Here is a 12,488-nt window from a genome sequence, read left to right on the forward strand (position 1 = left end):
GCCATTAGGCTATTGGATCAATGCCCAATCCGGAATATCCGGTGAGCTTAAAACAGAATATATTGCTTCCTCCAGCTATATCCGTCCGGAAGACAGTGTAAAAACGGATTCCAAAAGTGACTTTAAAAGAGTAGACCTGAATCTTAGTATTCCTTTATCCGTAAAAAAAGACACTAATGGTAAAGTAAAGGCCTGGTCCATGCTCCTCGGTGGATCTTATGCAAAGATGACCCATAAAAATTATGAAAAACAGCTATTTCCAGATCAGATGCTGAATGCCCAGATTGGAATACAGCATTTGAGGCCATTAGGAAAAAAGTGGAGTATGATGATGACCGCAACGGTAGGCGTGTATACCGATATGGAAGACATCAGTTTTGATGATGTACTGGGGCAGGGAGGTATATTGTTTATCAGACATTTTAATCCTAATCTGGCACTGGGTGGAGGTCCTGTTCTTACCACAGCATTTGGAGTTCCTATGATTATGCCCTGGATTTATTTTGATTGGAAGACGAATGGGAAAATTAAGTTCAATATCAATTTCCCGGAAGGAATGGAAGCCGGTTATCAGTTTACCGATAAATTTGCATTAAAAGCAGTGGTTAACCTCAGCGGAATGTCTGTAGAAAGGAATAAGGATGGAAAATCTACCTTGCTGGGTTATCAGCAGATCACGGCAGGAATAAGACCTGAAATAAAACTTAATGACAAGCTGAGTCTTCGCCTTACAGGGGGAACAGCCTTATTGAGAAGTTTCAGTGAAAGTGACAGGAAAATCAAAAGCATCTTCAGGGAGAAGAAGGTTGCCGATCCCAAATTTGCAAGTACATTTTACGTAGCTCTTGCCTTACGCTGGAACTTACCATAACAAGACAGTTGAAGAGGGAAAGTATCCTATCATTCCCTCTTCTTATTTCCAAATTTTTCTATTTACTGATAAGCTTTTTATAGACAACCTGATTGAGCAGTTCTTCTTTTCGGGTACGGGAAATAGGAAGCTCTATTTTATTGATAAACAGGCGGCCTCCGGAAATCATATCAATATGTGTAATATTAATCAGAAACGATTTATGGATCCTGAAAAAATGTTCCGCAGGTAAAGATTCTTCAATGGCTTTCATGGTCTGATGAATGATCAGGGATTTATCTTTAAAATGAAGTTTGGTATAATTCTGCATACTTTCAACATATAGAATATCTACCCAGGAAACTTTGATAAAAGAATCAGACTGTCTTACATACAGAAATGGATCATCCAAAGGCGTGTTTTTTTTCAGTTTTTCACTGATGATAAACTGTTGCTGGGCTTTATTGACGGCCTGATAAAACCGGTTAAAAGCAATAGGTTTTAAAAGATAATCGGCTACCTGCAACCGGAATCCTTCCAGTGCATATTCGGAATACGCGGTGGTAAGGATACATAATGGAGGGTTTTCAAGTTGTTCCAAAAATTCAAGACCACTCAGGTAGGGCATATTGATGTCCAGAAAAAGAAGGTCAATTTCACTTTCTTTTACTTTGGAATCTGCCTCTAATGCCGTTGCACAAGTGCCTTCAACGGATAAAAAATCTATCTGATCTGCCAGTGCTTTAAGATGGAATCTGGCTAATGGTTCATCATCTATGATCAGACATTTCATTTTAGGGATATTATTGCTCATTCAGATAATTCTAGGGTTAAAGTGACTTTATAAACGTGGCCGTCAGATTCTATTTTTAAATCATGAGAATCCGGATATTGTAGTTTTAAACGTTTTTTTACATTTTGAATACCAATTCCTCCGGTTCCATCCTTCTTTTTGTACATTACCTTGTCAGAGTAAGAATTTTCTACATATAACAAAAGACTGTTGTTTTCTTCTTTACATGAAATTCTGATATATCCAGTTTGTCCGGGAAGACGGCAGACATATTTAAAGGCATTTTCAATAAAGGATACCAATAGCAGAGGAGCAATAGAGGCTTTTTTATGATCAATCTGCCAATGTGCCTCAACCTCCAGTTCATTTCCCCACCTTAATTTCTCCACTTCCACCAGGTTTTGCAAATATTCAATTTCTTTATCCAGAGGGACCAGGTTTTGATTACAGTGATAGAGCTGATACCTTAAAATATCTGAAAACTTCATCAGTAAAAAATCAGCGAGCTGAATATCTGTTTTCATCAGAATATGAATATGATTCAGGATATTGAATACCACATGCGGATTGATCTGATCCTGCAGCAGCTTGAGCTGGTTTTCCAGGTGAGCCTGCTGGAGAAGGATATGATCCCGCTCTATTCTTCCGTGTTCCTTATAAAATTTAATACCACAGGCTGATCCGTTAATCAGAAAAGAGGCGGGAAGGGCCATATAAAATCCTTGCCATAAAATAGGGAGATGTCCCCTAAAAGTAGGAGGAAGGTTCGTTTTAGGAGCAACTTCCAGATAAGTGAATATGACAGAATAAATAATACTCAAAAGAAGAATAACTATAGTGGCCTGGATCAGAAAGCTTCGCATTTTTTTCGACCGTAAAGCCTTGGGAAGGAGTTTGGTGGTTAAAAAATGAGTGAACATAAATGAACTGAAGGTAATGATCAGGGATTGAATCATAGCCAGGTATTTTTCTGTAGCAATCTGAAAATTGCACCATAATACAACGGCAAAAACAAACCAGAAAAGAAAGGTGAAAATATATTCTTTTGAAAGAAAAGATTTTGTCATGAGAAGAAACGGACTAAGTTTATAAAAAAATAGAAACTGCAGAGACACAGTTTCTAATGGTAAAGATAATTTAAGTTTTTAGAATAAGAAATAACCTATCCCAAGGCTGAAACTGTGGGGCTTGGATTTGAATTCTTTGCTGATGCTTGAAAGTCCTGTTTCATACCTAAGGTCTACGGTGAAATTCTTATAATCTACACCTACACCCCCTGTAAGCCCTATATTGGATTTGTCAAACTTTTTAAAACCCTCCTGAAAAGCCTGGGGAGCTGAAAGGTTATTGTTAAAAGCATAGCTGTACACTCCACCGGCAAACACTCTTAGATTTACATCGTCTGTTTTAATGAGCTTATATCCCACTACCACAGGAATATCAATGGCATTCCATGTCAGCTTTGCTGAGGTTCCGTCTTTGGCTTCGTAAGATGTTTTTCTTTTGTTGAATAATGCTTCTCCTTGTACATAAAGACTGCCGATATCCATTCTTGTCATGATTCCTGCCTGATATCCAAATCCGTATTTTCCTTCCAAGGATGATTCCGTTGAGGTTTTTGTAAAATTTGTACCTCCCTTGACTCCGATGTGAAAAGCCGGGGTCTGTTGCGCCTGAGTATCTATTGAGCACGTAATGCATAATAATAGCGAACCGAAGGCTAAAAGTTGCTGTTTCATAAATTGATTGTTGTTAAAAACTTGGTGCAAAACAACAAATCGGGAACGTGAGGTGAAACTTTATTTGATGAACGGTAGAAATACGGTGATAAGGCTCATCTTTTGGAAGAAGTAGAAAAGCCAGGGATAAAAAAAATCGAAAGAAAAATCTTTCGATTAAGATGGTTAATAAGGTTGTTCTTCACAAATGATTGGTGGAAAACATCCACCTCCACCACCTCCTGGGTTTCCTCCTCCTACGGCGATACATTGTCCCGGGCTGCCGTCCTCATACATTTCACAGGCTTTTCCATAAGCACATTGGCAGTCACTCTGGCAATTATAAGAATCGCCACCCATATGGCAGTTGTCTATTCCGTTACCAAGAATTGTGGACAGGTCTTTTCTTAAAAGCTTTTTAATGTTTTTCATAATGTAATTTGATGTTAAATGTTAATAGTTTGTTTATGAAAGTAAATATAATGAAAAATCAGATGGGTTTTGCTTTTAAGTATCTGTCAATAAGTGTAATGTGAGAATTATGTTTGATATTTTCTGAAAATAATAATAAAAAATAAACCCACTTTGCAGTGGGTCTATATTATTTATTTTTTAAATGTTAACGTCAAAGGAATAGAGACTGTAGAAGAGACCGGTTTCCCGTTGCTTTCTGCAGGTTTCCATTTACCTTTATCTCGGATACGGTAGAATGCCGCTTCAATAAAGGCGTTTACATCCTCATTATTACCTTTCACTTGTGGATCAAGCGCATTTCCTTTAGAATCTACTACGAAGCTTATGGTCGCTTTGTAAGAACCTGAAGCAAAATTCAGAAAATCAAGATCAGTTGCATCATGCAGAAGCTGATGAAAAGCTCCTTTTCCCTTTTCATATTCCGCTTCTTTGGTGACCTTGCCTTTTGTAGGCTGATCTAAAGCAATTATTTTCTTGTCTTCCGTGGAAAGCTGATCTAAAGCATTTTTGTATGATGTTATTTTTTCCTCAGTAAGAAGCCACTCCTTCTTGGTTTTTAGATCATTAGGCTTAGGGTATTTTTTATACAAAGCCGTTTTCTTTCTGTCATAGCGAGAGTCTGCTCTCTGAAATTCAGAAATTTGGGCACTGCTGAAAACAAAAACAAAAATGAATGCTAATGCTGAGAGTCTTTTCATCAGTAATTAAGCTTTTACAATATTAATGATTACTTCAGTTGCTTTTTCCATGCTTTCTAAAGCTACGTACTCGTAAGGTCCGTGGAAGTTGATTCCTCCGGCAAAGATATTGGGACATGGAAGCCCCATATAAGAAAGCTGAGCTCCGTCTGTTCCTCCTCTGATCGCTTTGATCTTAGGTTCAATACCTGCTTCTGTCATTGCTTTTGCCGCAAGATCTACAATGTGCATTTTACCTTCAAACTGTTGCTTCATATTTCTGTATTGCTCCTTGATCTCCACTTCAGCAGTTCCTTCACCATGTTTTTGGTTGAATTCAGCTACTTTTTCTTCCATGAATTTCTTTCTGGCTTCAAATTTATCAGCATCATGATCACGGATGATATACTGAAGTTTAGCTTCAGAAATGTCAGCAGTGATATCCATTAAATGATAGAACCCATCAAAACCTTTAGTGGTAGCAGGAGTTTCATTTGCCGGAAGGCTCTGTGCAAATTCGGCAGCTAAAAGCGCTGCGTTGATCATTTTTCCGTAAGCATAACCAGGGTGTACACTTAATCCGTGGATTTTCACTACAGCTCCTGCAGCATTGAAGTTTTCATATTCAAGTTCTCCAACTTCTCCACCATCCATTGTGTAAGCCCATTCTGCTCCAAATTTTGCCACATCAAATTTGTGTGCTCCTCTTCCGATTTCTTCATCAGGGGTAAATCCTACGGCAATTCTTCCATGCTTAATCTCAGGGTGAGCAATCAGATATTCTGCAGCCGTTACAATCTCTGCACATCCTGCTTTATCATCAGCACCCAGAAGGGTATTTCCATCGGTTGTAATTAATGTCTGACCGATATATTTTTTTAAACTTTCAAACTTTGAAGGGGATAAAGTGAATCCTGTAGTCTGGTTCAGCAGAAGATCATTTCCGTCATAATTCTTCCAAACCTGAGGATTTACATTCTCTCCGCTGAAATCCGGTGAAGTATCATAATGTGAAATGAATCCAATAGTAGGTCTGTCATCGTTTTCCAGGTTAGAAGGAATATATCCCATAATATAACCATTCCCATCAATGGAAACGTCTTCCAAACCTATGGTCTTCAGTTCTTCAGTAATATAATTGGCAATATCCCACTGTCGTAGAGTAGAAGGTGTTGCTTCACTCTCAGCATCACTGGTTGAATATATTTTTACATAACTAAGAAAACGGTTCAGTAATTTCTCTTTCCACAAAGGGTTGAATTCTATTGTACTCATTAGATTAATCATAAATTTTAACAAAGTTAGCAAATTTGCCGCTCAGAATAGGTTATTTGCGATTGAATATCAGTTATTGAAATTTTAAATCGGATATAAATCTTTGAAAATCAAAATAATGTTAGATTTGTATGTATCGTATACGAACTAGTTTAGTTTTATTATATTTGAGAAAATGAAAAGTACCAATGTTTCTAACTGAATGCCCAAGAGATGCCATGCAGGGATGGGGAGAGTTTATCCCTACCGAAAAAAAAATAGATTATATCAACTCTTTAATGGATGTTGGCTTTGATGTATTGGACTGCCTGAGTTTTGTTTCACCAAAAGCAATTCCACAGATGGCAGACTCTGATGAGGTTGCTGAAAATATTGATAAATCCCGTTCCAAAACTAAAGTTTCTGCAATTATCGGAAACTACAGAGGTGCTGAAAAAGCATTAAAACATGCTTCAGTAGATATCCTTGGATTTCCCTTCTCTATTTCTGAAACATTCCAGCATAGAAATACAAACAAAAGCCAGGAAGAAGCTTTTGAGGAAATTATCAGAATGCTTGAGCTGACCAGAAGTGAAGGAAAACAGCTGAACATTTATTTCTCCATGGCCTTTGGAAATCCATATGGAGAAATGTGGAAATGGGAAGATGTAGACCACTGGGCAAAAAGATTTTCGGAAATCGGTGTGAAAGATATTCTGCTTTCTGATACAACAGGAGTAGCGACTCCCGAAACTATTGCTCTTTTATTTGAAAAAATTCCTTCAAAATATCCTGAGATCAATTTCGGAGGACATTTCCACAACCGTTACGAGGATTCTTACTCGAAATTAAAAGCGGCTTACGACCAAGGTTGCAGAAGGTTCGATAGTGCAATTAAAGGAATCGGAGGATGTCCTATGGCTAAAGATGATCTGGTGGGAAATATGCCTACTGAGCAGGTGATCAACTTTATGAGTGTTGAAAAAGCAGATCACAAGCTGAACCTCCTAAACTTTGAAAGTTCTTACAATAAGGCTAAGGATATTTTTCATTTTTAGAATGAATTAAGAACCCAATCTCTCACAGATTCTGAGAGAAGTAAAAATATCAATAGGAGCGGGCTTTAGCCCGCTTTACTATATTCAAATATCAATGGTTTTAACCAAAATCTAATTATAATTAACCCCAAAAATCAACAAAATGTCTCCAATAATTTCACCTTCTGAATTAAAAAAACTAGCCACAGATAACCTTATTATTCTTGATGCGAGAACCGGAAAAGATGTTGTTCAGAACTATCTTGAGAAACATATCAAAGGAGCATTATTCATCGATTTGGATAAAGATTTGGCGGAGATAGGAGAGAATGCTGCTTTTGGGGGAAGACACCCGCTTCCTTCCATAGAAAAATTTGCTGAAACCCTTTCAGACCTGGGAATTTCAGAAAATTCTGAGATTGTGGTATATGATGATAAAAACGCTTCCAATGCAGCAGCAAGAGCTTGGTGGATGTTAAAGTCTTTTGGGTTCGAAAAGGTCCAGGTACTTGATGGAGGAATGCAGGCCGCGGAAAAGGAAGGCATAGAATTTTCGTCAGGAGAAGAGAGGGTTGAAAAGACTCCACTGATTAAAAAAGATCATTGGTTTCTACCTGTTTCAAAACTGGAAGAAGTTGAAAATGAATTGAAAAATGCTTCTGCTACTGTTATTGATGTAAGGGATGCTTACCGATACAGAGGAGAATCGGAACCTATCGATCTGGTTGCCGGGCATATTCCGGGGGCAATCAATATTCCTTTTTCAGAAAATTTGGATGAAAACGGATTCTTTCTGAGCCCGGAAGTTCTCAAGGAAAAATATAAGAGGTTATTGGAAAATAAACCTGAAAACCTGATTATTCACTGTGGTTCAGGGGTTACGGCTTGTCATACGATTTTGGCGTTAGACTATGCCGGATTTACAATTCCTAATCTGTATGTAGGCTCGTGGAGTGAGTGGAGCAGGAGAGAAGGAAAAGAAATTGCAAAAGATATGTAAAAACATAAACCTCAGATATTTCTGAGGTTTTATATTTTATAATAATTAAAGCATTCCCAGTTCAAACTTAGCTTCCTCGCTCATCATATCCTTGTTCCAGCTCGGTTCAAAAGTAAGCTCTAAATCAACACTTTTTACATGTTCTACTTCTCCAACTTTATCTTTTACTTCTTGTGGAAGCGTTTCGGCCACAGGGCAGTTGGGGGTAGTAAGTGTCATTACAATTTTTACGTCTACATCATCGGAGATCTGTACATCATAAATCAGCCCTAATTCGTAAATATCCACCGGTATTTCAGGGTCATATACGGATTTCAGTACTTTGATGATTTCTTCACCAATGTCAGCAATTTGATCGTCTGTAAATTTCATTTTTTAATCTAGATTGATATTCCTTTTCAACAAATCTTCCTGACGCAAGCGCCGGAAAATATTTGCCAAAGTTAAGACATCTTTTTCACAATAATCAACTATTCGCTGCAAGTCTTTTTCTATGTAGTAGATTGATGAAACCATTGACCCGTCTATATCGTCTTTTGGAGTAGGAATTCCAAAGACATGGGCAAGGAGTTCAAGGGACACAAAACTTTTATAATCTCCGAATTTCCAAAGCTCCATGGTATCGATATGAGGAATCTCCCAGGGCTTTTTTCCGAACATCTGAAACGGAGCCGGAGGCTGCATTCCGTTGATCAGGTATCGTCTGGCAATCCACGGAAAATCAAATTCTTTTCCGTTGTGGGCACAGAGAATGACATCCCGGAGCCTTGGACTGTTGAAAATCTCCCCAAACTCCTGAAGCATTTTTTTCTCATCATGTCCTGAGAAACTTTTGATCTTTAATGTTTCATTCTTTTCTACCATTCCAATGGTAATGCAGATGATTTTTCCGAACTCAGCCATAATGCCGGCTCTCTCGTAAAAGCCTTCTGCGGAAATATCTTCTTTTCTCTGAAACCTTGTTTTTTTGTCCCAGAGGTATTGGTCGGTTTCCGATAATTCATCCCAGGAACCAGCCTGTGGTACGGTCTCGATATCAAGAAACAATATTCTTTCTAAAGGTATGTTCTGTATCATGTGTGTTTTGGTTTGTTATCCTACCTGCATTCCGTTTTTGGTGGGTAAGGAAGGAGCCAGAAGAGTGACATCCTGCTTATCTTCACCATATAGTCCTAGTACAAGGCATTCGCTGAAAAAGTTGGCAATTTGTTTTTTAGGGAAATTAACCACAGCCAGAATCTGTTTTCCTACCAATTCTTCTTTCTGATAAAGACTAGTGATCTGTGCTGATGATTTTCTGATTCCCAAATCTCCAAAGTCTATTTCCAACTGATAAGAAGGGTTTCTTGCTTTTTCAAAATCATTGACGGAAAGAATGGTTCCGCATCGGATATCTATTTTTTCAAAATCTGCCCAAGTGATGTCTGGTTTTACGGTCATGGTAATACGTTAATTAAATGTTCTACTTCAGTTTTCTGTTCTGCATATTTTTGCTGTAATTCTGAACCTTCTCCCATTCTTCTGTAATATTCAAGAGCTTTGTCTCCAAAGAATTTTTTATGAAAGTCTGAAACGTCAGGTACCTGGGGGAAAACTTTATGAAAAAGCATTTCGTAGTACGCCTGAAATTCCCGCTCATTTTTATCCTCTATTACCTGTCCCGGAGCTTTTTGTCTCACATGGAGCATTTCATGGGCGATCATATTCAAAACAAGGTTCAGATCAAAATCGAATAAATTTTTCGGGATCATGACCATCTGCGGACCTCCCAGTTCTCCTTCTGCCGTAAGAAGCATCGAAGTAGGGGAAAGCTCCTGCCTGAATCCAAACCCTGCAAAGTTCTCATGTTCCAGATGAAAAGAATGGATCAGGTATTTCGCTGCATCCAGGATCTGGTCATGTTCCTTATAAGCTTCAAGGTGGAGGTTGATCTGCTCGAAATTCATGCTGAATAGGTTTTAAACAAATGTATTAAAATATTGAGAATTAAAAAGTATGTTTTGAAGAGTAACAGTGTCAAAAAACTGAGATTTTGTATTGATTAAATTCTTCTCTTTCAATTGTACCCCTTCAAATAAAAAAATCTGTGTCTCTACTCACTCACCCATTCTTCGCAATTTTACTATAAGATAAAATCATAATAACAGACGCATGAAAATCACAGTAGTAGGCTATAAAAAAGAAGCGAGACTTTCACAGGGAGTGGCTAATGATGAAGATACAGAGCTCATCAGCTTTTTAAAAGATAGAGGGTTGGAGGTTGTTCCTAGTATTTGGAATGATAAAAATGCAGACTGGAGCAGCTTTGATGTCGCCATTATCAAGTCTCCATGGGATTATCATAACCATCTGAATGAATTCCTGAGCTGGCTGGATCAGCTTGAAAAACTGGGTGTTAAGGTTCTTAACCCCGTGGAAATTATTAAGTGGAATAGCGATAAACACTATCTGGGGGATCTTGTGAAAAAAGAACTACCGGTAATTCCTGCAGAATATCAAAAAAAAGGGTCTTCTTTTGACAAGCGTTTTTTCGATTATTTTAATGCTGATAAACTGGTGGTAAAACCCTGTGTAAGTGCCGGTGCACAAAATACAATCACTGTTGACAGAAACAATTTTAATGAACGGTCAAAAGAAATAGATAAGCTTCTGGAGGAACACGATTATATGGTACAGCCTTTTGTAGAAGAAATCAAAAATGGGGAATGGTCATTCCTGTTTTTCAACGGAAAATATAGCCACTGTTCATTAAAGACTCCTAAAGAAGGGGATTTCAGGGTACAGCATTATCATGGTGGAAGCATCAGCTATCCAACACCTGACCCATTGCATATAGAGCAGGCCGGCACCTATCTGAAAAGCTTACCTCAGCCCACATTATATGCAAGAGTAGATGGAGTACTGATTGATAATAGCTTTAAGCTCATGGAACTGGAGCTGATAGAACCCTATTTGTTCCTGAATGGAGACACCCTTTTACTGGAAAATTACTACCAGGCCTTATTGGCTTTCATTTCCTAAAATATACTAAACCATCTCAGCTGTGAGGTGGTTTTTTTATTTACAGTTTTTCAAACTTTATAACCGGAATAACAGCCTTATCCTGAGGCGGATCAATCGTATTGGAGAAAAATAGTCCTCTTTTGGTCGCTTCCAAAAGAAATTCACCATTAGAAAATGTGCCGTCATGATTGTCTGCCGTCACAGAATAAATGACTCTTCCGAAAGTAAAATTATCATTCACTGTACAATTCATATTTTTAATCTGATACACCTGTTCAGATGGAACCTTCTGACCAGATTCCTGCATGATTGTTTTTATGGTAGAACTCAAGGGATCAATAATAATATCTACTTTGACAGGTTTTTCCTGACGGTCTTTTGTGAAAATCATCTTATCAGATATCAATCTGAGCTTCTGTGTACATTGAACAGGATTTCCTTCCTGGCTGTTGATGACCTGGGCAAATGATTGTATATATCCAAAAAATAATAAACACATCATATACCATCGGTAATGAAAATGAATAGATTTCATAATAACTTATTTTGGTGCTTAGATAAAAATACAAATTATATCAAAATAAAAAGAAAGTTTTTAATTTTCAGATAAGATGAGGTGTCAATAAAAACAGGACCGGAGATTTTTCTCCGGTCCTGTTAAACAAGATTAAGTGTAAAATTTAGCCTTTAAAGGCAAAAAGGATAATTCAAATGTGTGCAGATTTTTATTGATTCTTAATCTATGTTTAAGGGAATTGATAGTAAGGGGACTTTATTTTTATAAGCCATTATTATCGTTTTGCTTCTATGGAAAAGAGATTCCACAAGATTGTATTTATAAGGAACCATCGTCAGTAAATCCGAATTGGTAAGTTTCACCTCCTCTTCAATGGCCTTAATGATTTCAATAGATTGGATCATTTTAAAACTGTATTTAATATCATCAAGATCATATCCGGAGTTCAGATCAATGTCATGAATGACTTCTGTAAAATCTTCCAGTCTCTCACTTACATTGAACACTTCAATTTCAGCTTTGAATTCGTTGATGAAATTATAAATATCGTTCATGGCAGACCAGGTCATGCTTTTGTGGGTGTCATAGGCAAAAAGAATTTTTCGGATTCCCGTATATTCTATGTGGGCGGGAATGATCAGGATGGGCTTTTTGAGCCGATGGATCGTTTTAGTGACAATATTTCCCAGTAATCTTTGTTCAAGCGTTTTCTCCGCCATACCCATGACCACAAAATCACCACTGTTCAGTTGAATACAGTTTTCAAGTTCCTCAATAAAGTTGCCCGAAGCCAGATAATACTGTGTTTCCAGATTGTATAAACTTTCCAGCTCCGAAGCTTTCTCCGAAATTTTCTTTTGGTTTTTAAGCGTCTGTTCATGAAAAAAATCGGCAGAAGCCTGAGCATTTAATGCATGAATAGAAACGGTCTGTAAATGGAACAGAACAACTTTATACGTATTTTCTTTAGCCATAGAAGCTGCATAATGAGTGGCATTTTCTGCTTCTTTGGAAAAATCTGTGCAGACAATTATTGTTTTCATTGTACCAGAATTGATCCTGCAAAACTATAAGACAAAACCTTTCTATGGTATTAAAAAGATGGTGACATTGCATAAAATGATGATGAAATGTCTTTTTAAGGTGATGAACCGTTACCTTCCAG

16 protein-coding genes are annotated in these 12,488 nt (G+C 37.6%); 4 read left to right on the forward strand and 12 right to left on the reverse strand.

Translation table 11 applies throughout. The features are described from left to right. Window positions 1–16 precede the first annotated feature (16 nt). Window positions 17–871: a DUF6268 family outer membrane beta-barrel protein gene (locus JML65_RS19595; protein ID WP_317194091.1), complete on the forward strand. Its 855-nt coding sequence runs from the start codon at window positions 17–19 to the stop codon at window positions 869–871. 58 nt (window positions 872–929) lie between these two features. Here the strand turns inward: JML65_RS19595 and JML65_RS19600 are convergent, their stop codons facing one another. The 6 genes from JML65_RS19600 to pepT all read right to left on the reverse strand — a co-directional run bounded on the left by JML65_RS19600 (window position 930) and on the right by pepT (window position 5,787). Beyond that, window positions 930–1,664, reverse strand: a complete 735-nt coding sequence (locus JML65_RS19600) for a LytR/AlgR family response regulator transcription factor (RefSeq protein WP_047484509.1) — start codon at window positions 1,662–1,664, stop codon at window positions 930–932. Further along, window positions 1,661–2,710 (reverse strand): sensor histidine kinase, encoded by a 1,050-nt coding sequence (locus JML65_RS19605; protein ID WP_047484511.1) that lies wholly within the window; start codon window positions 2,708–2,710, stop codon window positions 1,661–1,663. The genes JML65_RS19600 and JML65_RS19605 overlap by 4 nt, the downstream gene beginning before the upstream one ends. Before the next feature lie 78 nt (window positions 2,711–2,788). Further along, window positions 2,789–3,382 (reverse strand): porin family protein, encoded by a 594-nt coding sequence (locus JML65_RS19610; RefSeq protein ID WP_047484512.1) that lies wholly within the window; start codon window positions 3,380–3,382, stop codon window positions 2,789–2,791. A 165-nt stretch (window positions 3,383–3,547) separates the two neighbouring features. Continuing rightward, on the reverse strand, window positions 3,548–3,793 hold the full coding sequence (locus tag JML65_RS19615; protein WP_047484514.1) for a hypothetical protein: 246 nt from the start codon (window positions 3,791–3,793) through the stop codon (window positions 3,548–3,550). A 173-nt stretch (window positions 3,794–3,966) separates the two neighbouring features. Further along, window positions 3,967–4,533, reverse strand: a complete 567-nt coding sequence (locus tag JML65_RS19620) for an energy transducer TonB (protein ID WP_047484516.1) — start codon at window positions 4,531–4,533, stop codon at window positions 3,967–3,969. 6 nt (window positions 4,534–4,539) lie between these two features. Beyond that, window positions 4,540–5,787, reverse strand: a complete 1,248-nt coding sequence (gene pepT / locus JML65_RS19625) for a peptidase T (protein WP_202271803.1) — start codon at window positions 5,785–5,787, stop codon at window positions 4,540–4,542. A 188-nt stretch (window positions 5,788–5,975) separates the two neighbouring features. Here pepT and JML65_RS19630 point away from each other — a divergent pair, with 188 nt between their 5' ends. Next, entirely contained in the window at window positions 5,976–6,824 is an 849-nt protein-coding gene (locus tag JML65_RS19630; RefSeq protein ID WP_047484519.1) for a hydroxymethylglutaryl-CoA lyase, read from the forward strand. Between the two features lie 142 nt (window positions 6,825–6,966). Next, window positions 6,967–7,803 carry a sulfurtransferase gene (locus JML65_RS19635; protein ID WP_202271804.1) on the forward strand — a complete coding sequence of 279 codons (837 nt, stop codon included), beginning with the start codon at window positions 6,967–6,969 and terminating at the stop codon, window positions 7,801–7,803. 45 nt (window positions 7,804–7,848) lie between these two features. Here JML65_RS19635 and JML65_RS19640 read toward each other — a convergent pair whose 3' ends face one another. The 4 genes from JML65_RS19640 to JML65_RS19655 are packed head-to-tail and all read right to left on the reverse strand — an operon-like array spanning window position 7,849 to window position 9,749. After that, window positions 7,849–8,175 carry an SUF system Fe-S cluster assembly protein gene (locus JML65_RS19640; RefSeq protein WP_047484523.1) on the reverse strand — a complete coding sequence of 109 codons (327 nt, stop codon included), beginning with the start codon at window positions 8,173–8,175 and terminating at the stop codon, window positions 7,849–7,851. Window positions 8,176–8,178: 3 nt separating this feature from the next. Beyond that, window positions 8,179–8,880: a 3'-5' exonuclease gene (locus tag JML65_RS19645; protein WP_047484525.1), complete on the reverse strand. Its 702-nt coding sequence runs from the start codon at window positions 8,878–8,880 to the stop codon at window positions 8,179–8,181. 15 nt (window positions 8,881–8,895) lie between these two features. Beyond that, on the reverse strand, window positions 8,896–9,243 hold the full coding sequence (locus tag JML65_RS19650; protein WP_047484527.1) for a tRNA-binding protein: 348 nt from the start codon (window positions 9,241–9,243) through the stop codon (window positions 8,896–8,898). Continuing rightward, window positions 9,240–9,749, reverse strand: coding sequence for a hypothetical protein (locus JML65_RS19655; RefSeq protein ID WP_047484529.1), 510 nt, complete (start codon window positions 9,747–9,749; stop codon window positions 9,240–9,242). The genes JML65_RS19650 and JML65_RS19655 overlap by 4 nt, the downstream gene beginning before the upstream one ends. 205 nt (window positions 9,750–9,954) lie before the next feature. Here JML65_RS19655 and JML65_RS19660 point away from each other — a divergent pair, with 205 nt between their 5' ends. Continuing rightward, on the forward strand, window positions 9,955–10,824 hold the full coding sequence (locus tag JML65_RS19660; protein ID WP_202271805.1) for a RimK family alpha-L-glutamate ligase: 870 nt from the start codon (window positions 9,955–9,957) through the stop codon (window positions 10,822–10,824). 40 nt (window positions 10,825–10,864) lie between these two features. Here JML65_RS19660 and JML65_RS19665 read toward each other — a convergent pair whose 3' ends face one another. Continuing rightward, complete coding sequence (locus JML65_RS19665; RefSeq protein WP_202271806.1) at window positions 10,865–11,341, reverse strand: hypothetical protein; 477 nt, start codon at window positions 11,339–11,341, stop codon at window positions 10,865–10,867. 200 nt (window positions 11,342–11,541) lie between these two features. Beyond that, window positions 11,542–12,366: a universal stress protein gene (locus JML65_RS19670; protein WP_047484535.1), complete on the reverse strand. Its 825-nt coding sequence runs from the start codon at window positions 12,364–12,366 to the stop codon at window positions 11,542–11,544. Window positions 12,367–12,488: the final 122 nt, after the last annotated feature.

This window comes from Chryseobacterium sp. KMC2 (assembly GCF_016756935.1).
Lineage (GTDB): Bacteria > Bacteroidota > Bacteroidia > Flavobacteriales > Weeksellaceae > Chryseobacterium > Chryseobacterium rhizosphaerae.

Excerpts from the sequence above, each read along its gene's own strand:
- JML65_RS19640 (WP_047484523.1), bottom strand. The coding sequence starts at position 8,175 with ATGAAATTTACAGACGATCAAATTGCTGACATTGGTGAAGAAATCATC.
- JML65_RS19660 (WP_202271805.1), top strand. The coding sequence starts at position 9,955 with ATGAAAATCACAGTAGTAGGCTATAAAAAAGAAGCGAGACTTTCACAG.
- JML65_RS19610 (WP_047484512.1), bottom strand. The coding sequence starts at position 3,382 with ATGAAACAGCAACTTTTAGCCTTCGGTTCGCTATTATTATGCATTACG.
- JML65_RS19620 (WP_047484516.1), bottom strand. The coding sequence starts at position 4,533 with ATGAAAAGACTCTCAGCATTAGCATTCATTTTTGTTTTTGTTTTCAGC.
- JML65_RS19645 (WP_047484525.1), bottom strand. The coding sequence starts at position 8,880 with ATGATACAGAACATACCTTTAGAAAGAATATTGTTTCTTGATATCGAG.
- JML65_RS19630 (WP_047484519.1), top strand. The coding sequence starts at position 5,976 with ATGTTTCTAACTGAATGCCCAAGAGATGCCATGCAGGGATGGGGAGAG.
- JML65_RS19605 (WP_047484511.1), bottom strand. The coding sequence starts at position 2,710 with ATGACAAAATCTTTTCTTTCAAAAGAATATATTTTCACCTTTCTTTTC.
- JML65_RS19635 (WP_202271804.1), top strand. The coding sequence starts at position 6,967 with ATGTCTCCAATAATTTCACCTTCTGAATTAAAAAAACTAGCCACAGAT.
- JML65_RS19665 (WP_202271806.1), bottom strand. The coding sequence starts at position 11,341 with ATGAAATCTATTCATTTTCATTACCGATGGTATATGATGTGTTTATTA.
- JML65_RS19650 (WP_047484527.1), bottom strand. The coding sequence starts at position 9,243 with ATGACCGTAAAACCAGACATCACTTGGGCAGATTTTGAAAAAATAGAT.
- pepT (WP_202271803.1), bottom strand. The coding sequence starts at position 5,787 with ATGAGTACAATAGAATTCAACCCTTTGTGGAAAGAGAAATTACTGAAC.
- JML65_RS19615 (WP_047484514.1), bottom strand. The coding sequence starts at position 3,793 with ATGAAAAACATTAAAAAGCTTTTAAGAAAAGACCTGTCCACAATTCTT.
- JML65_RS19600 (WP_047484509.1), bottom strand. The coding sequence starts at position 1,664 with ATGAGCAATAATATCCCTAAAATGAAATGTCTGATCATAGATGATGAA.
- JML65_RS19670 (WP_047484535.1), bottom strand. The coding sequence starts at position 12,366 with ATGAAAACAATAATTGTCTGCACAGATTTTTCCAAAGAAGCAGAAAAT.
- JML65_RS19655 (WP_047484529.1), bottom strand. The coding sequence starts at position 9,749 with ATGAATTTCGAGCAGATCAACCTCCACCTTGAAGCTTATAAGGAACAT.